Here is a 21455-nt window from a genome sequence, read left to right on the forward strand (position 1 = left end):
CTCCGGAAGCTCCGAACAAACTGGCTATGCTCACGCCATGGCCGCTCTCGGATGGCTCACTCCCCGTAGGCGCTCCGCCACGGCGCGGAGCGTGTTGGCAGGCGAGGCCTCGGCGGAGGCCGCGCGCAAGTCGTCACAGGAGGTCGAGGAGACCTCCGCCCCAGGTGGGGAACCGGTGTTCCCGGTACTCGGCGACGACAAGGCAGCCGCCTTCTTCGACCTCGACAACACCGTCATGCAGGGTGCGTCGCTGTTCCACTTCGGCCGGGGCCTGTACAAGCGGAAGTTCTTCGAGACCCGCGACCTCGCCCGGTTCGCCTGGCAGCAGGCGTGGTTCAGGCTGGCCGGCATCGAGGACCCCGAACACATGCAGGAGGCCCGCGACTCGGCCCTGTCGATCGTGCAGGGCCACCGCGTCTCCGAGCTGATGTCCATCGGCGAGGAGATCTACGACGAGTACATGGCCGAACGCATCTGGCCCGGCACCCGCGCCCTCGCCCAGGCCCACCTGGACGCGGGCCAGAAGGTGTGGCTCGTCACGGCGGCACCCGTGGAAATCGCCGGAGTGATCGCCCGCCGCCTCGGCCTGACCGGCGCCCTGGGCACGGTCGCGGAGTCGGTGGACGGCGTCTATACGGGCAAGCTGGTGGGCGAACCCCTGCACGGCCCCGCGAAGGCGGAGGCGGTCCGAGCGCTGGCATCGGCGGAGGGCCTGGACCTGAACCGCTGCGCCGCCTACAGCGACAGCCACAACGACATCCCCATGCTCTCCCTGGTGGGCCACCCCTACGCGATCAACCCGGACGCCAAGCTCCGCAGGCACGCGAGGAACCTGGACTGGCGTCTGAGGGACTACCGAACGGGCCGCAAGGCGGCAAAGGTCGGCATCCCCGCGGCAGCAGGCGTGGGAGCGGTTGCGGGCGGCACAGCGGCCGCCATCGCTTTGCATCGCCGCCGCCGGTAACGACCCCGGGGGCGCAGGGAACTGCGCGACCAGTCCTCTTGTCGGCACACGGCCACAACACAGCCCGACCATGACCGGAACTCGATCTCATCTGATCAATAACCGGTCACTCTGCGGCAGTTGAACGGGCGTCATTCGGTTACAGAAGCGACGTAATCGATGATTTGAGCAACTGGGTGTAGCAGTGCCTGCACGAAGCGTTATTCTCCTCAGACGCAAACCGGTACCCCTCCGTCGCTACGACGGGTGAACGGTCCCGCACTGCACGTGATGGAAGCTCTGCCTCTGGGAGTCCCGTGTACCCACACGTCGGGGTTGACGCCTCGGGCCTGGCTACGCTGCGCGCAACGGTCCAAGACCTGTTGCGCGGCTTCGTCCCCACCTCGTACGCCGTCCCCGCCCTCGCCGTAGCCACGGCACCGATCGGCCCGTGCTACGCACTCGCCGACGGTTCCGCGGCTGTCGGCAGAAGAGGGCGTTCGACCGGCACCACCGCCGCGCGCCGACCGGCCGCGGACAGCGACAGCGCCCGCATGATGGACCTCGTGGAGCGTGCCCAGGCCGGCGAGGCCGACGCCTTCGGACGCCTCTACGACCAGTACAGCGACACCGTCTACCGGTACATCTACTACCGGGTGGGCGGCAAGGCGACAGCCGAGGACCTCACCAGCGAGACGTTCCTGCGCGCGCTGCGCAGGATCGGCACCTTCACCTGGCAGGGCCGTGACTTCGGCGCCTGGCTGGTGACGATCGCCCGGAACCTCGTCGCCGACCACTTCAAGTCCAGCCGTTTTCGTCTGGAAGTGACGACCGGCGAGATGCTCGACGCCAACGAGGTCGAGCGGTCACCGGAGGACTCCGTCCTGGAGTCCCTCTCCAACGCCGCCCTCCTGGGCGCCGTGCGCCGCCTCAACCCACAGCAGCAGGAGTGTGTGACACTCCGCTTCCTCCAGGGCCTCTCGGTCGCCGAGACCGCCCGGGTGATGGGCAAGAACGAGGGCGCCATCAAGACCCTGCAGTACCGGGCCGTGCGCACCCTCGCCCGGCTCCTCCCGGACGACGCCCGCTGAGAGAACACGCCCCGTAGCACCCAACTCGCTCTCAGTGAGAGTCCGTTGACTTCCCGATCCGATCATCCGCAGTCCGTAACCCAAGTGCCGCGTTGCTCGTTGTGCGGGATGCAGGCTCCCTGTGGTCACTCCCTGGCCGACTTCGATCACTCGATCGAGTGGACGAGGTCAGGGCGTGCAACCCTCAGGACCCCCTGGGGAGTCGACCGTCATGACGAGAGGAGGTGCCGCCAGTGATCGCGAACGTATCGGCACACCGGCGGGCGAACGCCTTCGCCCAGGCCCTGGAGGAGCAGTCCGGCCAGGGCCCGGCGGCCGAGCAGTCCGAAGGACCGGCGCCGGACTCGGCAGCTGCGGAACAGACCGAACAGGGCCGCATGCTGGCCCTTACGGAATGTCTCGACGAGCTGCCCAGGCCGAAGCTGGACCCCGCGGTCAAGGTCGTCCAGCGGGCCCAGCTGGTGGCCGCGTTCGAGGCCATGCTCCAGGAAGGCGCCGCCGGAGGCGAGGCAGCGGATCCTTCGGTGCCCGAACAGCGCTCCCATCGGGCGCGGGGTTCGCACCGGGCGTCCCCGCTGGGCAAACTGCGACCGCGTTCCCGACTGACCAAGGGCCTCGCGGCCGGCGGACTCAGCGTCGGGGTCGCCGCGGGTGCCTTCGGCGGAGTCGCCGCCGCCAGCTCGGACGCCCTCCCGGGCGACTCGCTGTACGGCTTGAAGCGCGGCATCGAGGACTTCAAGCTCAACTATCTGTCCGACGGGGACGACGAGCGCGGCCAGGGCTATCTCGACCAGGCCTCCACGCGTCTCAACGAGGCCCGTCGGCTGATGGACCGCGACCGCGGCGGCCACCTCGACCACGAGTCCGTCGGCGAGATCCGTCGCGCCCTGTCCGGCATGCAGCACGACGCCTCCGAGGGCCACCGGCTGCTCCATGAGGCGTACGAGCGCGACCCGGGCTCCCTGGGCCCCATCCAGGCCCTCGACACCTTCTCCCGCTCGCACCGCGAGGTCTGGGGCGCGCTGCGCGACCGGCTGCCGGTCCAGCTCGGCGATGTCAGTCAGCAGGTGTCGTCGGTGTTCGAGGCCATAGACGAAGAAGTGGCCCCGTTGCAGTCCCTGCTGCCCCTGCCGCCGGCCCAGGACGGCGGCCCGGGCCGGCGGCAGGGCGGTTCCGGCTCGGCGTCCACCGGCACGTCCGGCTCCGGCCGCTCGGCCGCGCCCAGCAGTGGCAACGGCACCTCGGACAGCAGCGGCTCGAACGGCAGCAAGAGTCCCAGCCATTCGTCCACGTCCGACGACGAGAGCGACGGCCTCCTCGGCGGCAACACCGGGGGCCTGCTCGACCCGACCCAGGACAGCACCAGCACGGCCTCTCCGTCCACGAGCGCCCCGTCCCAACCGGACGTCACGCTCCCGCCCCTCCTCCCGGGCCTCCTGCCCGGCCTGGGCATCGACGGCGAGGACGCGAGCTAGTCCTTCCGGTACGACGGTGGGGGCGCCCTTCTCTCGAAGGGCGCCCCCACCGTCGTACTCCTAGAAGAAGACCGACCGCCGCTGCACCAGCAACTTGTAGAGCGTGTGCTGGATCTGTTCTCTGACCTGGTCCGTCAGGTTGAACATCAGCATCGCGACCTACTTACATTGCCGCCCTCGCACCGCTTCGCGGGCTTCGCACGGCTGCGTCGGACTCCGTCCGCCGACTCACCGGACCCCACCAGGAACAGCCGCGACGTCAGAAGAAGACCGACCGCCGCTGCACCAGCAACTTGTAGAGCGTGTGCTGGATCTGTTCTCTGACCTGGTCCGTCAGATTGAACATCAGCATCGCGACCTACTTACATTGCCGCCCTCGCACCGCTTCGCGGGCTTCGCACGGCTGCGTCGGACTCCGTCCGCCGACTCACCGGACCCCACCAGGAACAGCCGCGACGTCAGAAGAAGACCGACCGCCGCTGCACCAGCAACTTGTAGAGCGTGTGCTGGATCTGTTCTCTGACCTGGTCCGTCAGGTTGAACATCAGCATCGGGTCCTCGGCCGCCTCCGGCGGATAGCCGTCCGTGAGGATCGGCTCGCCGAACTGGATCGTCCACTTGGTCGGCAGCGGGATCCCGCCCAGCGGGCCCAGCCACGGGAAGGTCGGCGTGATCGGGAAGTACGGGAAGCCGAGCAGACGGGCCAAGGTCTTCGCGTTGCCGATCATCGGATAGATCTCCTCCGCGCCGACGATCGAGCACGGGATGATCGGTGCCCCGTTGCGCAACGCCGTGGAGACGAAGCCGCCGCGGCCGAAGCGCTGGAGCTTGTACCGCTCGCTGAAGGGCTTGCCGATGCCCTTGAAGCCCTCCGGCATCACCCCGACCAATTCACCCTGACCGAGCAGCCGTTGGGCGTCCTCCGCGCAGGCCAGGGTGTGGCCGAGCTTGCGGGCGAGCTCGTTGACCACCGGCAGCATGAAGACCAGGTCCGCGGCGAGCAACCGGAGATGCCGGCCCGCGGGATGGTTGTCGTGGACGGCGACCTGCATCATCAGACCGTCCAGAGGGAGCGTCCCGGAGTGGTTGGCGACGATCAGCGCGCCACCCTCCGCCGGGATGTTCTCGATGCCCTTCACCTCGACCCGGAAGTACTTCTCGTACACCGGCCGCAGCAGCGACATCAGGACCTGGTCGGTCAGCTCCTCGTCGTAACCGAAGTCATCGACGTCGTAGTCACCGGTGAGCCGGCGCCGCAGGAAGGAGAGCCCGCCCGCGATCCGCCGCTCGATACCGCCGTCGTTCTGCGCCTGCTGCGGCGGCTGTTCCTCACGCGTCACAGGGACATCATCCTGCCCCGGCGCCTCGCTGGGCAGGGGCTGGACCTCTCGGACCACCGCGGGCTCGGCCCCCTTGCGCCTGCTCCCCGCGCTCCGGCGCCGCGACGGCCGCTGTACGGCAGCCCCGCGGGACCGGTCGTCGTCGAACGGAATGACCTTGGCGTCCGCCATCGTTGATGCGCTCCTCAGTTGGCGCTCTGCGTCGTGGGGTGGCCGCCGCCCAGGACAGGCAGCGCGGCGATCCGGTCGACGGCCCCCGCGACGGCCTCCGGTGGCACCAGTCCAGGTCCGCGGCCGCGCGCGAAGTCCGCGAACGTCTCCGCCGTCGTGTACTTCGGCTGGAATCCGAGCGTCTCGCGCATCTGGTCCGTCGACACGACCCGGCCGTGCGTGAGCAGCCGGATCTGCTCGGGCGAGAAGTCCGTCATCCCGAGCGTACGCACCAGCGAGCCGGCCCAGGTGACCGCCGGCAGCAGCAACGGCACGGTGGGCCGCCCCAGCCTGCGCGAGCACTGCGACAGCAGCAGCACCCCGTCACCGGCGATGTTGAACGTCCCGCTGTTGAGCGTGCCCCGCCGCGGCTCGTGCGAGGCGATGCGCAACACCTCGATCACATCGTCCTCGTGCACGAACTGCAGCCGCGGGTCGTACCCGAGCACGGTGGGCAGCACGGGCAGCGAGAAGTACGAGGCGAGGGGCGTATCGGCGCTGGGCCCCAGGATGTTGGCGAACCGCAGCACACACACGGCCACATCGGGCCGCCGCCGCGCGAACCCCCGCACATACCCCTCGACCTCGACGGTGTCCTTGGCGAAGCCACCGCTGGGCAGCGACTTGGGAGGAGTCGTCTCGGTGAAGACGGCGGGATCGCGAGGCGCGGACCCATAGACATTGGTACTGGATTTGACGACGAGCCTTTTGACCGTCGGCGACTTCTGGCAGGCACCGAGGAGCTGCATGGTGCCGATGACGTTGGTCTCCTTGACCGTGGTCCGGCTGCCACTGCCCAGCGCCATGGCCGTCACGTCCAGGTGTACGACCGTGTCGGCACCGGTCTCCGCGAGCACCCGCGCGATGGTGGACTGCCGGATGTCGGCCTGGATGAAATCGGCGCCGCCCAGGTGGTGTTCCGGCGGCACGGCGTCGACGGCGATCACCCGGTCCACCTGCGGGTCACGCTGGATCCGTCGTACGAACCGGCCCCCCAGCTGACGGGCCACCCCGGTCACGAGCACGACCTTGCCCAAGATTCAGCGCCTCTCTTCCAGCACTCGTCCCCCGCGTACCCTGCCGTGTTCCCCGTGTGCGGCCAACCTAGCGGGTCGATGTTGCGCTGTGATAACCGCCCAATGCACGAAGTGACGACTTCCACAGACGTACGACGAGACCAAGCCAGCCGGTGTCAGACGTACGCACAGAGCCCGGCATCCGATTCCGGGTATGCGTGTGGCCCCCCACCGGGTGTGGTGGGGGGCCACAAATCACGCTGCTTGCGCGGCGTCGTCTTACTTCTTGTTACGACGCTGAACGCGCGTGCGCTTGAGCAGCTTGCGGTGCTTCTTCTTAGCCATCCGCTTGCGCCGCTTCTTGATAACAGAGCCCACGACTACCCTCGCTCACTTCTCATCACTCGGCGTTTGGGCGCCATGGGCCCATACGACCTACGAGGGGCTAGCCTACCCGCCTGAGCGCTGAGCTCGTAATCGAGGGGGGCAGGGGGACCCCTGTGATGCCCTGAGGATCCCCCCGCCCCACAGCCATCAGGCGGTTTCCACCCCCACATAGCTCTCGCGAAGGTACTCGTGAACCGCTTGCTCGGGGACGCGGAAGGACCGCCCCACCCGAATCGCGGGCAGATGACCGCTGTGCACCAACCGGTACACGGTCATCTTCGACACTCGCATCACCGAGGCGACTTCCGCCACGGTAAGGAACTGAACCTCGTTCAGAGGCCTCTCGCCTGCTGCAGCCATGACACACCTGAACCTTCCGCACTCGACGGCCACCGGCTTCCCCTTCCGGTGACTCTTCGTCGTTGCGTGCTCACTCCCCAATGTAGGGGCGGGTGATGCGAGTGGGGAAGAGGTGCACCCATCGGCCGCCTACTGTGACAGACACGCTCGATTGAGTACGTAGCGGGTAAGCGGTCGGTAGTAATCAGACCGCACAGCGTCATCAAGTGGAACGACGACGGACACGACCCCCTCGGCCTCCCCCACGAAGAGCGCGGGGTCATCGGTATCGGCCAGCCCAATGGCCTCAAACCCCAGCTGACCTGCCCCGCAGACCCACCCGTGATCCCCGATGACCAGCTCGGGAAGGACGCCACCCTCGTCCGCGGCGGCGGCCAGGACGGCCCGAACCGGGAGGGGTGAGTGCGTGTGTGCGCCGGTCGCACGACCGGAGCTCGGCACCCCCGGTTCTCGCACGAACGCGACTCCTCGTACGTAGTCAAGGTTGTACGTGCGTAGACCGAACCGGGTCGTTATGTCGACACAGCGACCATGCGCAGGGGTGAGGACGGTACACCCCGCCGCCGACAAGGCGTCCGCCAAGGCGGCGTAGAACCCGAGCAGTCGGTGCGGATGCCCGGTCCCGAGGAGCACGGTGCCGCCACGCTGGGCAACTACCCCGATCCGTTCGGCGAAGGCATCCAGAGCGACCAGAGTCCGCTCAGGGTCGATCACATCATGGCCTTGCGTCTGCCTCGGATCGCCAGAAACCCCACATTTATCGGCCATCAATCCGATCAAATCCCGCTGTCCCCAAGTCCACTCGGGATCGATCCCGATCAGCACTCTTGGATCACGAGCGGCGAAAAGCCGATAACTCCGCAGGCTCTCCTCCCGGGAGGTGGCCACCGGTCCAGCCAGACGAGCAGCCAACAAATGGGCGCGCAGTGCGCCGGTGCTCAACACGGGAGTGATGGTGACGGACGGAAGCGGGACACGGGAGGGGAACGAAGAAACACCGCACAGTTGGCGTAACGAGGCCTCCGCCCTACGCCAGCAGCCCCCGCAGCGGAAACACGGCCCGCCGAGCGGCCAGCACCGCCTGGTCCAACCGGTCCGCGGGGTCGTACCCCGCCTCCCAGTCGGCCCAACTCACCGGCCACCGACCATCGGTCATCCGCATAGGCGCCAACTGCCGGGTACGCGCGAACACTTCCTGCCGCCAGCCCTCGGGAATCACACTCTCCGGCTCCACGGCCCGCCCCGCGGCGATCCCCACCAGATGCGTCCAGGACCGCGGCACCACGTCGACCACCGCGTACCCGCCGCCGCCCAGCGCCACCCACCGCCCGTCGGCGTGCTCGTGCGCCAGGTCGTGACACGCCACCTGCACAGCCCGCTGCGCATCCAGCGAAACGGCGAGATGGGCCAGCGGATCCTCGAAGTGCGTATCGGCCCCGTGCTGGGTCACCAGCACCTGCGGCCGGAAATCGGCGACCAGCTCCGGCACGACCGCGTGAAACGCCCGCAGCCACCCCGCGTCCCCGGTCCCCGCCGGCAGCGCGACATTCACCGCACTGCCCTGCGCCGAGTCCGCCCCCGTCTCCTCCGGCCACCCGGTCTGCGGAAACAGGGTCCGAGGATGCTCGTGCAAGGAGATCGTCAGAACCCGCGGATCCTCCCAGAACGCCGCCTGCACCCCGTCCCCGTGATGCACGTCGACATCGATGTAGGCGACCCGCTCGGCCCCCAACTCCAACAGCCGCGCGATCGCCAGCGACGCGTCGTTGTAGATACAGAACCCCGACGCACCCCCCGGCATCGCATGATGCAACCCGCCCGCGAAGTTCACCGCATGCAGAGCGTCCCCGCGCCACACCGCCTCGGCAGCGCCCACCGACTGCCCGGCGATCAGGGCGGACACCTCGTGCATCCCCGCGAAGGCCGGATCATCCATGGTCCCCAGCCCGTACGCCCCATCAGCCGCCCCGGGCTCCACCGACGCCGCCTTCACGGCCTCGATGTAGTCCTCCCGGTGCACCAGGCGCAACGTCGACTCCCCGGCAGGCTTCGCCGATACGACGTCCACCTCCCGGTCCAGCCCGAAGGCGCTCACCAGCCCCCGGGTCAGAGTCAACCGGACCGGATCCATCGGATGGTCCGGACCGAAGTCATAGCCCGTTACTGCCTCGTCCCACATCAGCTGTGCGCGGCCGCTCATGCCCGCCACCGTATCGGTCCGGTTGAGCGGCGAACGACCGGGCGTACACAAGCGTCACCAGCACCAACACCATCGGCACAAGCATCGCCCCGCGATAACTCCACGCATCGCCCAACGCCCCCACCAAGGGCGAACCGATCAAAAACCCGACATAGTTGAAGACATTGAGCCGAGCGACAGCGGCGTCGGAAGCCCCCGGGAACAACCGTCCGGCGGCCGCGAAGGTCTGCGGCACCAGCACACACAACCCCAGCCCCAGCAAGGTGAATCCCAGCATCCCGACCCACGCCCCGGGCGCCGAAGCCACCACCGCGAACCCGAGCGCGGCCACCACGGCCCCCGCCCGCACCACCGCCACGGCCCCGAACCGCCGCACCCCGAAGTCCCCGAGGCCCCGCCCGATCAAGGTGGTGACCATGTAGACGTTGTACGGCACGGTCGCCATCTGCTCACTGCTGCCCAGCACATCATCGAGGTACTTCGCACTCCAGTTGGAGACGGTCGAGTCCCCGATGTACGCGAAGGTCATCACCAGACACAGCGGCAGCAGCAGCTTGAACGCGACGGTCCCGCCCTCACCGCCGGCCTTGTCCTCCACCGGCTCGGCGCCCCCGTCGACGTACCACCGGCTCCCCACGAGCGCGGCCGGCAGCAGCACCGCCACGACCGGCAGATACGACACGAACAGCGCGAGATCCCAGTGCGCCCCCACCCACGCCAGCGACGCCCCCACCATCCCGCCCAGACTGAACACCGCGTGGAAGCTGAGCATGATGCTCCGCCCGTACGCTCGCTGCAGACTGACCCCGAGCATGTTCATGGACGCGTCGAGCATCCCCACCGCGAGCCCGAACGCGCCCAGCGCGATCCCCAGCTCGACCGTCGAATCGCCCGCCCCGACCCCGAGCAGCGCCAGCAGGACGACGGGCTGGGCCCAGCGCAGCAGTCGGCTGGGCGGTATTCGCTTCACCAGCTTCTCGGTCGACACACTCCCCACCCCGGCGAGGATGGGCACGGCGGCCAGAAAGGCCGGCAGCAACGCGTCGGAGACCCCGTACCGGTCCTGGATCGCGGGAATCCGGGTCACCAACAGGGCAAAGGCCACCCCTTGGGCGAAAAAGCTGAACGCCAACGAGGCCCTACCGCGCCGCAGCACATCTGTCATGGCGGCGAGCGTAGGGCCCCGGGCTACCCGTGGGTAGATCCAGCCAAAGATGAATTTCACTCAGCTTTGTTCAGGAGGGCTCACCGGGACTCAGGCGGCGACCGCAACCTCCGCCTTCACGGCCGCCTCGGCGACCTTCACCTCGGCGATGAGCAGGTGCGCCATGGGCTCCGCGGCGACCACCCGGCTCACCACGAAGGCCAGCGTCATCGAACCGGCCAGGATGACGGACCCGAGCCAGACCATGGTGTCCACGGGCAGGGTGTACGCCCCGACGACCCGTGCCACACACTCCGCCAGCAGTACGACGCCCCACACCACCGAGAACACCCGCTCGGCCCGAAGAAAGGCAGCCGAGCCCTCCGCGGTGCCGCCGGCCAACCGCCGCCAGGCGGCCTCCCTTGCCGAGTCCCCCCGCACCAGGAAGGGCTTGAACCCCGCTGTCATCATCGGCCGCCCCAGCGCCACCGAGACCAGAATCCCGACCCCGATGATGCTGCTGACCCCGCTGTCCTTGGCGAGCATCAGCCGCGGGTCCCCGGAGAGCAGACCGAGCAGCAGCGACACGGCGTTCACGACGAGGATGAGAGCGGCCAGCCCATTGACCGTCCGCTCCCTCGCCACACTCCACACGGTCCGCCCGGCCGGCACCGCGCTGCTCCAGGCAAGCGCCGCGAAGGTGCTCATCCCGAAGGCGTCCCTGAAGAGGTAGTACGACCCGACAGGCACCGCCACGTCCACGATGAGCGGGCCGAAGGTGTTCTGCTTGCTCGTCTTCGTCATGCCCTCAGCTTCCCGCCCGGCCGGGGCGCCCCAGTAGAAACGATCGTCCGGAGCTCCGCATGACAAATGTCAGCCCTCGGATCAGACCAGCAGGTCCGCCAACTCCCCCATGTCGGAGAAGAGTTGAGTGGCACCAGCGAGCCTGTCGGCAGGCGTCATCGCGGTGAACCCGTACACGTCCATCCCGGCCACGACCGCCGCCCGCACCCCCAACGGACTGTCCTCGACCACCACGCACCGCTCCGGCGCGACCCCCATCCGCTCGGCGGCGTACAGAAACAGATCCGGCGCAGGCTTGCCCCGCCCCACATCCTGCGAACTGAAGATCCGCGCCTCCTCGAACCACCGGTCCAGGCCGGTCGTCCGATGCCCCACCCGAATCCGCTCATGGCTCCCGGAAGACGCCACGCAGTACGACACTCCATCGGCAGCCAGCTTCTCCAGCACACCCACAGCACCGGCCACAGGCTTCAGCTCCCGCTCGAACGCAGCGAACACCCGCCCATGAAAGACATCGTCGAAGTCCTCGGGCAACCGCTCCCCGGTCCGCTCCTCGATCAGGTCATGGATCCGATGCATCGCGGACCCCATGTAGTCACGGATGGAGTCCTCGTACGACGTCGGATGCCCGAGCTCGGTGAGGTAGCCGGCCAGCAGCCGGTTGGAGATCGGCTCACTGTCGACGAGGACGCCGTCGTTGTCGAAGATAACCAGGTCATAGCGCATGCCATTTACCCTAAACGCAAAAAAGGCCCACGCCTGATGGCGTGGGCCTTTTCTAAAATTTGTTCGGCGGTGTCCTACTCTCCCACAGGGTCCCCCCTGCAGTACCATCGGCGCTGTAAGGCTTAGCTTCCGGGTTCGGAATGTAACCGGGCGTTTCCCTCACGCTATGACCACCGAAACACTATGAAACTGTCGAACCATGCCACACCACACCCGATTACGGGTATGGGGCTGTTCGTGGTTTCAGAACCAACACAGTGGACGCGAGCAACTGAGGACAAGCCCTCGGCCTATTAGTACCGGTCACCTCCGCACGTTACCGTGCTTCCAGATCCGGCCTATCAACCCAGTCGTCTACTGGGAGCCTTAACCCCTCAAAGGGGGTGGGAATACTCATCTCGAAGCAGGCTTCCCGCTTAGATGCTTTCAGCGGTTATCCCTCCCGAACGTAGCCAACCAGCCATGCCCTTGGCAGAACAACTGGCACACCAGAGGTTCGTCCGTCCCGGTCCTCTCGTACTAGGGACAGCCCTTCTCAATATTCCTGCGCGCGCAGCGGATAGGGACCGAACTGTCTCACGACGTTCTAAACCCAGCTCGCGTACCGCTTTAATGGGCGAACAGCCCAACCCTTGGGACCGACTCCAGCCCCAGGATGCGACGAGCCGACATCGAGGTGCCAAACCATCCCGTCGATATGGACTCTTGGGGAAGATCAGCCTGTTATCCCCGGGGTACCTTTTATCCGTTGAGCGACGGCGCTTCCACAAGCCACCGCCGGATCACTAGTCCCGACTTTCGTCCCTGCTCGACCCGTCGGTCTCACAGTCAAGCTCCCTTGTGCACTTACACTCAACACCTGATTGCCAACCAGGCTGAGGGAACCTTTGGGCGCCTCCGTTACTCTTTAGGAGGCAACCGCCCCAGTTAAACTACCCATCAGACACTGTCCCTGATCCGGATCACGGACCCAGGTTAGACATCCAGCACGACCAGACTGGTATTTCAACGACGACTCCCCCTGAACTGGCGTCCAGAGTTCACAGTCTCCCAGCTATCCTACACAAGCCGAACCGAACACCAATATCAAACTGTAGTAAAGGTCCCGGGGTCTTTCCGTCCTGCTGCGCGAAACGAGCATCTTTACTCGTAGTGCAATTTCACCGGGCCTATGGTTGAGACAGTCGAGAAGTCGTTACGCCATTCGTGCAGGTCGGAACTTACCCGACAAGGAATTTCGCTACCTTAGGATGGTTATAGTTACCACCGCCGTTTACTGGCGCTTAAGTTCTCAGCTTCGCCCAACCGAAGTCGGACTAACCGGTCCCCTTAACGTTCCAGCACCGGGCAGGCGTCAGTCCGTATACATCGCCTTACGGCTTCGCACGGACCTGTGTTTTTAGTAAACAGTCGCTTCTCGCTGGTCTCTGCGGCCACCCCCAGCTCACCGAGTAAATCGGATCACCAGTGATGGCCCCCCTTCTCCCGAAGTTACGGGGGCATTTTGCCGAGTTCCTTAACCATAGTTCACCCGAACGCCTCGGTATTCTCTACCTGACCACCTGAGTCGGTTTAGGGTACGGGCCGCCATGAAACTCGCTAGAGGCTTTTCTCGACAGCATAGGATCATCCACTTCACCACAATCGGCTCGGCATCAGGTCTCAGCCTTAATGAATGGCGGATTTACCTACCACTCGGCCTACACCCTTACCCCGGGACAACCACCGCCCGGGCTGGACTACCTTCCTGCGTCACCCCATCACTCACCTACTACCACCGTGGTTCGGCGGCTCCACCACTTTCCATTCCCCGAAGGGTCCGGAACGGCTTCACGGCCTTAGCATTAATGGGTTCGATGTTTGACGCTTCACAGCGGGTACCGGAATATCAACCGGTTATCCATCGACTACGCCTGTCGGCCTCGCCTTAGGTCCCGACTTACCCTGGGCAGATCAGCTTGACCCAGGAACCCTTAGTCAATCGGCGCACACGTTTCTCACGTGTGTATCGCTACTCATGCCTGCATTCTCACTCGTGAACCGTCCACCACTAGCTTCCGCTGCGGCTTCACCCGGCACACGACGCTCCCCTACCCATCCCAGCGGGCGTTGGCCCTCATGCTGAAATGACACGACTTCGGCGGTACGCTTGAGCCCCGCTACATTGTCGGCGCGGAATCACTAGACCAGTGAGCTATTACGCACTCTTTCAAGGGTGGCTGCTTCTAAGCCAACCTCCTGGTTGTCTGTGCGACTCCACATCCTTTCCCACTTAGCGTACGCTTAGGGGCCTTAGTCGATGCTCTGGGCTGTTTCCCTCTCGACCATGGAGCTTATCCCCCACAGTCTCACTGCCGTGCTCTCACTTACCGGCATTCGGAGTTTGGCTAAGGTCAGTAACCCGGTAGGGCCCATCGCCTATCCAGTGCTCTACCTCCGGCAAGAAACACACGACGCTGCACCTAAATGCATTTCGGGGAGAACCAGCTATCACGGAGTTTGATTGGCCTTTCACCCCTAACCACAGGTCATCCCCCAGGTTTTCAACCCTGGTGGGTTCGGTCCTCCACGAAGTCTTACCTCCGCTTCAACCTGCCCATGGCTAGATCACTCCGCTTCGGGTCTTGAGCGCGCTACTATATCGCCCTATTCGGACTCGCTTTCGCTACGGCTTCCCCACACGGGTTAACCTCGCAACACACCGCAAACTCGCAGGCTCATTCTTCAAAAGGCACGCAGTCACGACGCATTGAGTAAACTCAATGCGCGACGCTCCCACGGCTTGTAGGCACACGGTTTCAGGTACTATTTCACTCCGCTCCCGCGGTACTTTTCACCATTCCCTCACGGTACTATCCGCTATCGGTCACCAGGGAATATTTAGGCTTAGCGGGTGGTCCCGCCAGATTCACACGGGATTTCTCGGGCCCCGTGCTACTTGGGTGTCTCTCAAACGAGCCGTACAGATTTCAGCTACGGGGGTCTTACCCTCTACGCCGGACCTTTCGCATGTCCTTCGCCTATCCATACGGTTTCTGACTCGTCTCACAGCCGGCAGACTGTAAAAGAGAGATCCCACAACCCCGAATGCGCAACCCCTGCCGGGTCTCACACGCATACGGTTTGGCCTCATCCGGTTTCGCTCGCCACTACTCCCGGAATCACGGTTGTTTTCTCTTCCTGCGGGTACTGAGATGTTTCACTTCCCCGCGTTCCCTCCACATACCCTATGTGTTCAGGTATGGGTGACAGCCCATGACGACTGCCGGGTTTCCCCATTCGGAAACCCCCGGATCAAAGCCTGGTTGACGGCTCCCCGGGGACTATCGTGGCCTCCCACGTCCTTCATCGGTTCCTGGTGCCAAGGCATCCACCGTGCGCCCTTAAAAACTTGGCCACAGATGCTCGCGTCCACTGTGCAGTTCTCAAACAACGACCAGCCACCCATCACCCCGAACCATCCGGTTCGAGTGCACTGGGGCCGGCACTGAAGGCAGCCGATACGGCCATACCCTCAGACACCCAACAGCGTGCCCGACACACTTCCCGCTTCCCTCAACGTTCCACGCTCTGACGAGCAGTACTGGAAGGAGAAGACGATCAAGTGTGCCGAATAATCAACGTTCCACCCTTGAGCAACCACCGCAGAACGTTTGCCTGCGTAATGGCCCTGGACCACCAAGCAAGCTTGGCGGCCTAGATGCTCCTTAGAAAGGAGGTGATCCAGCCGCACCTTCCGGTACGGCTACCTTGTTACGACTTCGTCCCAATCGCCAGTCCCACCTTCGACAGCTCCCTCCCACAAGGGGTTGGGCCACCGGCTTCGGGTGTTACCGACTTTCGTGACGTGACGGGCGGTGTGTACAAGGCCCGGGAACGTATTCACCGCAGCAATGCTGATCTGCGATTACTAGCAACTCCGACTTCATGGGGTCGAGTTGCAGACCCCAATCCGAACTGAGACAGGCTTTTTGAGATTCGCTCCACCTCACGGTTTCGCAGCTCATTGTACCTGCCATTGTAGCACGTGTGCAGCCCAAGACATAAGGGGCATGATGACTTGACGTCGTCCCCACCTTCCTCCGAGTTGACCCCGGCGGTCTCCTGTGAGTCCCCATCACCCCGAAGGGCATGCTGGCAACACAGGACAAGGGTTGCGCTCGTTGCGGGACTTAACCCAACATCTCACGACACGAGCTGACGACAGCCATGCACCACCTGTACACCGACCACAAGGGGGGCACCATCTCTGATGCTTTCCGGCGTATGTCAAGCCTTGGTAAGGTTCTTCGCGTTGCGTCGAATTAAGCCACATGCTCCGCTGCTTGTGCGGGCCCCCGTCAATTCCTTTGAGTTTTAGCCTTGCGGCCGTACTCCCCAGGCGGGGAACTTAATGCGTTAGCTGCGGCACCGACGACGTGGAATGTCGCCAACACCTAGTTCCCACCGTTTACGGCGTGGACTACCAGGGTATCTAATCCTGTTCGCTCCCCACGCTTTCGCTCCTCAGCGTCAGTAATGGCCCAGAGATCCGCCTTCGCCACCGGTGTTCCTCCTGATATCTGCGCATTTCACCGCTACACCAGGAATTCCGATCTCCCCTACCACACTCTAGCTAGCCCGTATCGAATGCAGACCCGGGGTTAAGCCCCGGGCTTTCACACCCGACGTGACAAGCCGCCTACGAGCTCTTTACGCCCAATAATTCCGGACAACGCTTGCGCCCTACGTATTACCGCGGCTGCTGGCACGTAGTTAGCCGGCGCTTCTTCTGCAGGTACCGTCACTTTCGCTTCTTCCCTGCTGAAAGAGGTTTACAACCCGAAGGCCGTCATCCCTCACGCGGCGTCGCTGCATCAGGCTTTCGCCCATTGTGCAATATTCCCCACTGCTGCCTCCCGTAGGAGTCTGGGCCGTGTCTCAGTCCCAGTGTGGCCGGTCGCCCTCTCAGGCCGGCTACCCGTCGTCGCCTTGGTGAGCCATTACCTCACCAACAAGCTGATAGGCCGCGGGCTCATCCTTCACCGCCGGAGCTTTCAACCACCACAGATGCCTGCGGTAGTGGTATCCGGTATTAGACCCCGTTTCCAGGGCTTGTCCCAGAGTGAAGGGCAGATTGCCCACGTGTTACTCACCCGTTCGCCACTAATCCCCACCGAAGTGGTTCATCGTTCGACTTGCATGTGTTAAGCACGCCGCCAGCGTTCGTCCTGAGCCAGGATCAAACTCTCCGTGAATGTTTACCCGTAATCGGGTGCACACACACGAGAGCGGAACCACCGGCGGAATAAGCCGATGGTTCACAGCGTCCTCGCTGTGTTTTTCTTCAAAGGAACCTCATCTACGACCATGACGGCCGGAGACGGGGTATCAACTAATCTGGCGTTGATTTTTGGCACGCTGTTGAGTTCTCAAGGAACGGACGCTTCCTTTGTACTCACCCTCTCGGGCTTTCCTCCGGGCTTTTCCCTTCGGTCTTGCGTTTCCGACTCTATCAGACCGTTTCCGGCTCCGATTTCCTCGGTGCTTTCCAGGTTCCCGCTTTCGCGTTTCCCTTTCCGGCGGTTCCGACTCTATCAGATCCTTTCGGGCCTGACTCCCAGTCAGAGGGGCTTGCCTTCCCGGCTGTTGGGCCGTTCCGACGAGTGAGACTTTAGCGGAATCCGTGGCCCCGCGCTAATCGGGGCTGCGTCCTTTCGAACGCGGATTCCTCATTTCGCAAATACGCATGCCAATAGGAAGACAGCGGCCAGATCGACTGCGGTCGACTAGAGGTTGGTACTTGCGGAATGGCTGTCCGGGGACCGACCGGAGTCGGCGCTCACGTCGGACAACTCGGAGAACAGTACGTATCGGCGCGGGGAGTGTCAACTCACGTCCGGACGGGCCCCTGGCGGCGTAGCCTGGTCCGCATGACGACGCGTACGTACACCCAGGAGTGGTGGGCCGCCTGACGGCGGCCGGACCTACGTATGCACTCAACGGCCGCCGCTTCGGCGGCCGTTTTCGTATCTCCCTCCAGAGCTCCTGAGGGCCGGCCGTCGGGGACGGCGGTCTCGACCAGGAGGTGGAGAAGAGATGACGCGAGTCTTCAGTGGGGTCAAGCCGACCGGGCATCTGACGCTGGGGAACTACCTGGGCGCCATGCGGCGGTGGGCAGCCGTCGATCAGCACCAGGCCGACGCCCTGTTCTGTGTCGTCGATCTGCACGCGCTGACCGTGGAGCACGATCCGGCGCGGGTGCGGCGGCTCAGTAGGCAGGCGGCGACGTTGCTGTTGGCGACGGGGCTGGATCCGCAGCTGTGCACCGTGTTCGTACAGAGTCATGTGGATGAGCACGCGCGACTGTCGTATCTGCTGGAGTGCGTGGCCACGGACGGCGAGATGCGGCGGATGATCCAGTACAAGGAGAAGGCCGCGCGCGAGCGGGAGCGCGGCGGGAGCGTGCGGCTGTCGCTGCTGACGTATCCCGTGCTGATGGCGGCGGACATCCTGGCGTACGGGGCCGACGAGGTCCCGGTGGGCGATGACCAGGCTCAGCATGTGGAACTGGCGCGGGACGTCGCGGTGCGGTTCAACCAGCGGTACGGGCACACGTTCGTGGTGCCCCGGGCCACGCCTCCGAAGGTGGCCGCGCGGGTGATGAACCTGCAGGAGCCGCACTCGAAGATGGGGAAGAGCGATGACACCGGCCCCGGGATCGTCTATCTGCTCGACGAGCCGGACGTGGTGCGGAAGAAGGTCATGCGGGCCGTGACCGACAGTGGGCGGGACGTCGTCTATGACCGGGCGGCCCGGCCGGGCCTCGCCAATCTGCTGGAGATCCTCGCGGCGTGCACGGGTGGGAACCCAAAGGCGCTGAGCGGTGTATATGAGTCGTACGGCGCCTTGAAGAAGGACACCGCGGAGGCCGTGGTCGAGGTGCTCAGGCCCGTGCAGGAGAGGCACAAGGAGTTGTGCGCGGATCCTGGCTATGTGGAGGGGGTGCTGCGGGATGGTGCGCAGAAGGCTCGGGCGATGGCCCGGCCGACCGTCGATGCGGCGTACCGGGCGATCGGGCTGCTGCCGGCGGCCGCTGATAGCTCGGTGACCGTCTAGGACGCGGCGAGGACGGCGGGTGCCGCCGCCCCCTGATGAGGTGGCTGGAGCAGGAGGCGGCGGGTGGTCAGCTGTTGTTGCCCGAGGCCAGTTCGCGGCTGCGGTCGCGGGCGGCTTCGAGGGCGGCGATGAGGGCGGCTCGTACGCCGTGGTTCTCGAGTTCGCGGATGGCGCTGATCGTGGTGCCCGCGGGGGACGTGACGTTCTCGCGGAGCTTGACGGGGTGTTCGCCGCTGTCGCGGAGCATCGTGGCGGCGCCGATCGCGGACTGGACGATGAGGTCGTGGGCCTTGTCGCGGGGCAGGCCGAGCAGGATGCCGGCGTCCGTCATGGCTTCGACCAGGTAGAAGAAGTACGCCGGGCCGGAGCCGGAGAGGGCGGTGCAGGCGTCCTGCTGGGACTCGGGGACGCGGAGCGTCTTGCCGACGGCGCCGAAGATCTCCTCGGCGTGGGCGAGGTGCTCAGCGGTGGCGTGGGTGCCGGCGGAGATGACGGACATGGCCTCGTCGACGAGGGCGGGGGTGTTCGTCATGACGCGGACGACCGGGGTGCCCGCCGCGAGGCGCTCCTCGAAGAAGGAGGTGGGGATGCCTGCCGCGCCGCTGATGATCAGGCGGCCGGCGGGGACGTGGGGGGCGAGTTCGTCCAGAAGGGTGCCCATGTCCTGCGGCTTGACCGTGAGGATCAGGGTGTCGGCGGTCTTGGCGGCCTCGGCGTTGGTGACCGGCTTGACTCCGTAGCGCGCGCGGAGCTCTTCGGCCCGTTCCTGGCGGCGGGCTGTGACCAGGAGGTCGGCCGGGGCCCAGCCGCCTCGGATCATTCCGCTGAGCAGGGCTTCGCCGATCTTGCCGGTGCCGAGGACTGCGACTTTCTGGGTCATGGCTGCGGGTGCCCTCCGGGGGTTGCGTCGTCCGGGGTTCATCCTCGCACCGGGGGTGGGTGTGCGGCTCGGCTGTCCGGTTGGCGGGACGTGCGCCAGCTATGCGGTGCGGCGTCGCAGAGTCGCCGCTCCCAGGGCGAGGACGAGCAGCGCGCACCCGGCCACGATCAGGGCGTCGCGGACGAAGGCGGCGGTCATGTCGGTGTGCTTGAGGACCTCGTTCATGCCGTCGACGGCGTAGGACATCGGGAGGACGTCGGAGATGGTCTCCAGGACGGGGTGCATGTCGTCGCGGGGGGTGAACAGGCCGCAGAGGAGGAGCTGGGGGAAGATCACGGCCGGCATGAACTGGACGGCCTGGAATTCGGAGGCGGCGAAGGCCGAGACGAAGAGGCCGAGTGCGGTGCCGAGGAGGGCGTCGAGCAGGGCGACCAGGAGGAGCAGCCAGGGGCTGCCGGTGACGTCGAGGCCGAGGAACCAGACGGCGAGGCCGGTGGCGAGGGCGGACTGGATGATCGCGAGGATGCCGAAGGCGAGGGCGTAGCCGGCGATGAGGTCGCCTTTGCCCAGGGGCATGGCGAGGAGGCGTTCGAGGGTGCCGGAGGTGCGCTCGCGCAGGGTGGCGATGGAGGTGACCAGGAACATCGTGATCAGCGGGAAGATCCCGAGGAGGGAGGCGCCGATGCTGTCGAAGGTGCGCGGGCTGCCGTCGAAGACGTAGCGCAGCAGGAACAGCATCACGCAGGGGATCAGGATCATCAGCGCGATGGTGCGGGGGTCGTGGCGGAGCTGGCGCAGTACCCGGGCTGCGGTGGCGAGGGTGCGGGAGACGCTGAGGGCGCTGGTGGGGGCCGGGGTGACGGTCGTGGTGGCGGTCGTCGTGCTCATCGGGTCGTCTCCTTCTTGTGTCCGGCTGCCACGGCCTCGTCGACGAGGTGCAGGAATGCGGCTTCGACGGTCTCGGCGCCGGTGCGGGTGCGCAGGGCGTCCGGGGTGTCGTCGGCGAGGATCTCGCCTTCGCGCATGAGGAGGAGGCGGTGGCAGCGCTCGGCCTCGTCCATGACGTGGGAGGAGATGAGCAGGGTCGCTCCGCGCTGCGTGGCGATGTCGTGGAAGAGGTTCCACAGGTCGCGGCGGAGGACGGGGTCGAGGCCGACGGTCGGTTCGTCCAGGACCAGTAGTTCCGGTGTGCCGAGGAGTGCCACGCCGAGTGAGACGCGGCTGCGCTGGCCGCCGGAGAGGTTTCCTGCGAGGGCGTCGGCGTGGCTGGTGAGGTCGACGTCTTCGATGACGCGGGTGACGTCGGAGTGGCGGCGGTCGGCGGCGGCGTGGCCGGGGGCGAGGATCACGGCGAAGTAGTCGAGGTTCTGGCGGACGGTCAGGTCGTCGTAGACGGAGGGGGCTTGGGTGACGTAGCCGATGCGGGTGCGCAGGGTGGGGTGGCCGGCGGGGCGGCCGAGGACGCCGAGGGTGCCGGTGGCCTTGGCCTGGGTGCCGACGATGGAGCGCATGAGGGTGGATTTGCCGCATCCGGAGGGGCCGAGCAGGCCGGTGATCTGGCCGCGCGGGACGGTGAAGTCGAGGCCGCGCAGGACGGTGCGGGGGCCGCGGACGACGGTGAGGCCTTCGGCTCGGACGGCGGGGCTCTCGGTGGTCTGTGTGCCGGTGTCGGGTGGGCCGGAGGAGTAATTCATCATGTGATGAATACTGCTCCTCGTGAACGAGCTCAGTCAAGCCATGCCGTTCGGCGGCCCGAGCGTGCGGCGACGTGATCGGAAGCG

At 65.7% G+C, this 21455-nt stretch carries 16 protein-coding genes, 3 rRNA genes and 2 pseudogenes; 4 read left to right on the plus strand and 17 right to left on the minus strand.

Features of this window, described 5'->3' with window-relative positions; translation table 11 throughout:
• The first annotated feature begins 37 nt into the window (after positions 1-37).
• From QF037_RS21200 to QF037_RS21210, 3 genes are all read left to right on the plus strand, one after another.
• On the plus strand, positions 38-964 hold the full coding sequence (locus QF037_RS21200; RefSeq protein ID WP_307027559.1) for an HAD family hydrolase: 927 nt from the start codon (positions 38-40) through the stop codon (positions 962-964).
• Positions 965-1260: 296 nt separating this feature from the next.
• Complete coding sequence (locus QF037_RS21205) at positions 1261-2034, plus strand: ECF subfamily RNA polymerase sigma factor, BldN family (protein WP_307027561.1); 774 nt, start codon at positions 1261-1263, stop codon at positions 2032-2034.
• Positions 2035-2267: 233 nt separating this feature from the next.
• Complete coding sequence (locus tag QF037_RS21210) at positions 2268-3509, plus strand: DUF5667 domain-containing protein (protein ID WP_307027563.1); 1242 nt, start codon at positions 2268-2270, stop codon at positions 3507-3509.
• Between the two features lie 60 nt (positions 3510-3569).
• Here QF037_RS21210 and QF037_RS21215 read toward each other — a convergent pair.
• From QF037_RS21215 to QF037_RS21280, 14 genes and pseudogenes are all read right to left on the minus strand, one after another.
• Positions 3570-3662, minus strand: a pseudogene (locus QF037_RS21215) (glycerol acyltransferase); the annotation flags it as partial.
• A gap of 106 nt (positions 3663-3768) precedes the next feature.
• Positions 3769-3861, minus strand: a pseudogene (locus QF037_RS21220) (glycerol acyltransferase); the annotation flags it as partial.
• Positions 3862-3967: 106 nt separating this feature from the next.
• Positions 3968-5020: a lysophospholipid acyltransferase family protein gene (locus QF037_RS21225; protein WP_307027565.1), complete on the minus strand. Its 1053-nt coding sequence runs from the start codon at positions 5018-5020 to the stop codon at positions 3968-3970.
• Between the two features lie 14 nt (positions 5021-5034).
• Positions 5035-6096 carry an NAD-dependent epimerase/dehydratase family protein gene (locus QF037_RS21230; protein ID WP_307027567.1) on the minus strand — a complete coding sequence of 354 codons (1062 nt, stop codon included), beginning with the start codon at positions 6094-6096 and terminating at the stop codon, positions 5035-5037.
• A gap of 258 nt (positions 6097-6354) precedes the next feature.
• Positions 6355-6453 carry a 30S ribosomal protein bS22 gene (locus QF037_RS21235; RefSeq protein WP_003948845.1) on the minus strand — a complete coding sequence of 33 codons (99 nt, stop codon included), beginning with the start codon at positions 6451-6453 and terminating at the stop codon, positions 6355-6357.
• A gap of 156 nt (positions 6454-6609) precedes the next feature.
• Positions 6610-6822, minus strand: a complete 213-nt coding sequence (locus tag QF037_RS21240; protein ID WP_004984898.1) for a helix-turn-helix domain-containing protein — start codon at positions 6820-6822, stop codon at positions 6610-6612.
• Between the two features lie 129 nt (positions 6823-6951).
• On the minus strand, positions 6952-7767 hold the full coding sequence (locus QF037_RS21245; protein ID WP_307027568.1) for a phosphatase: 816 nt from the start codon (positions 7765-7767) through the stop codon (positions 6952-6954).
• An 82-nt stretch (positions 7768-7849) separates the two neighbouring features.
• The gene (locus tag QF037_RS21250; RefSeq protein ID WP_307027570.1) at positions 7850-9022 is read right to left on the minus strand and encodes an acetoin utilization protein AcuC; all 1173 of its coding nucleotides are present in this window, start codon (positions 9020-9022) and stop codon (positions 7850-7852) included.
• Positions 8973-10187 carry an MFS transporter gene (locus QF037_RS21255; RefSeq protein ID WP_307027572.1) on the minus strand — a complete coding sequence of 405 codons (1215 nt, stop codon included), beginning with the start codon at positions 10185-10187 and terminating at the stop codon, positions 8973-8975. Before QF037_RS21255 ends, QF037_RS21250 begins: the two co-directional genes overlap by 50 nt.
• Positions 10188-10277: 90 nt before the next feature.
• A complete protein-coding gene (locus QF037_RS21260) occupies positions 10278-10970 on the minus strand; it encodes a VC0807 family protein (RefSeq protein WP_307027574.1) in 693 nt (230 codons plus the stop codon).
• An 81-nt stretch (positions 10971-11051) separates the two neighbouring features.
• On the minus strand, positions 11052-11696 hold the full coding sequence (locus QF037_RS21265; RefSeq protein WP_307027576.1) for an HAD family hydrolase: 645 nt from the start codon (positions 11694-11696) through the stop codon (positions 11052-11054).
• A gap of 61 nt (positions 11697-11757) precedes the next feature.
• Positions 11758-11874, minus strand: a 5S ribosomal RNA gene (rrf, locus tag QF037_RS21270).
• A gap of 95 nt (positions 11875-11969) precedes the next feature.
• Positions 11970-15093, minus strand: a 23S ribosomal RNA gene (locus QF037_RS21275).
• Positions 15094-15407: 314 nt separating this feature from the next.
• Positions 15408-16933: ribosomal RNA gene (locus QF037_RS21280) — 16S ribosomal RNA — on the minus strand.
• The 16S, 23S and 5S rRNA genes sit together here, the layout of an rRNA operon.
• Positions 16934-17774: 841 nt before the next feature.
• Here QF037_RS21280 and trpS point away from each other — a divergent pair.
• Positions 17775-18794, plus strand: coding sequence for a tryptophan--tRNA ligase (gene trpS, locus QF037_RS21285; RefSeq protein ID WP_307027578.1), 1020 nt, complete (start codon positions 17775-17777; stop codon positions 18792-18794).
• A gap of 67 nt (positions 18795-18861) precedes the next feature.
• Here the strand turns inward: trpS and proC are convergent, their stop codons facing one another.
• The 3 genes from proC to QF037_RS21300 all read right to left on the minus strand — a co-directional run bounded on the left by proC (position 18862) and on the right by QF037_RS21300 (position 21371).
• Positions 18862-19674, minus strand: a complete 813-nt coding sequence (gene proC, locus QF037_RS21290; RefSeq protein WP_307027580.1) for a pyrroline-5-carboxylate reductase — start codon at positions 19672-19674, stop codon at positions 18862-18864.
• Positions 19675-19773: 99 nt separating this feature from the next.
• Positions 19774-20562 (minus strand): ABC transporter permease, encoded by a 789-nt coding sequence (locus QF037_RS21295; RefSeq protein WP_307027582.1) that lies wholly within the window; start codon positions 20560-20562, stop codon positions 19774-19776.
• Complete coding sequence (locus tag QF037_RS21300) at positions 20559-21371, minus strand: ABC transporter ATP-binding protein (protein WP_307027584.1); 813 nt, start codon at positions 21369-21371, stop codon at positions 20559-20561. Before QF037_RS21300 ends, QF037_RS21295 begins: the two co-directional genes overlap by 4 nt.
• Positions 21372-21455 lie beyond the last annotated feature (84 nt).

It is taken from the genome of Streptomyces canus, from assembly GCF_030815415.1.
Lineage (GTDB): Bacteria > Actinomycetota > Actinomycetes > Streptomycetales > Streptomycetaceae > Streptomyces > Streptomyces canus_F.

Bases quoted from the DNA above. Each gene is read 5' to 3' on its own strand.
- QF037_RS21200 (WP_307027559.1), top strand. From the start codon at position 38: ATGGCCGCTCTCGGATGGCTCACTCCCCGTAGGCGCTCCGCCACGGCG.
- QF037_RS21240 (WP_004984898.1), bottom strand. From the start codon at position 6,822: ATGGCTGCAGCAGGCGAGAGGCCTCTGAACGAGGTTCAGTTCCTTACC.
- QF037_RS21260 (WP_307027574.1), bottom strand. From the start codon at position 10,970: ATGACGAAGACGAGCAAGCAGAACACCTTCGGCCCGCTCATCGTGGAC.
- QF037_RS21295 (WP_307027582.1), bottom strand. From the start codon at position 20,562: ATGAGCACGACGACCGCCACCACGACCGTCACCCCGGCCCCCACCAGC.
- trpS (WP_307027578.1), top strand. From the start codon at position 17,775: ATGACGCGAGTCTTCAGTGGGGTCAAGCCGACCGGGCATCTGACGCTG.
- QF037_RS21265 (WP_307027576.1), bottom strand. From the start codon at position 11,696: ATGCGCTATGACCTGGTTATCTTCGACAACGACGGCGTCCTCGTCGAC.
- proC (WP_307027580.1), bottom strand. From the start codon at position 19,674: ATGACCCAGAAAGTCGCAGTCCTCGGCACCGGCAAGATCGGCGAAGCC.
- QF037_RS21225 (WP_307027565.1), bottom strand. From the start codon at position 5,020: ATGGCGGACGCCAAGGTCATTCCGTTCGACGACGACCGGTCCCGCGGG.
- QF037_RS21250 (WP_307027570.1), bottom strand. From the start codon at position 9,022: ATGAGCGGCCGCGCACAGCTGATGTGGGACGAGGCAGTAACGGGCTAT.
- QF037_RS21300 (WP_307027584.1), bottom strand. From the start codon at position 21,371: ATGATGAATTACTCCTCCGGCCCACCCGACACCGGCACACAGACCACC.
- QF037_RS21255 (WP_307027572.1), bottom strand. From the start codon at position 10,187: ATGACAGATGTGCTGCGGCGCGGTAGGGCCTCGTTGGCGTTCAGCTTT.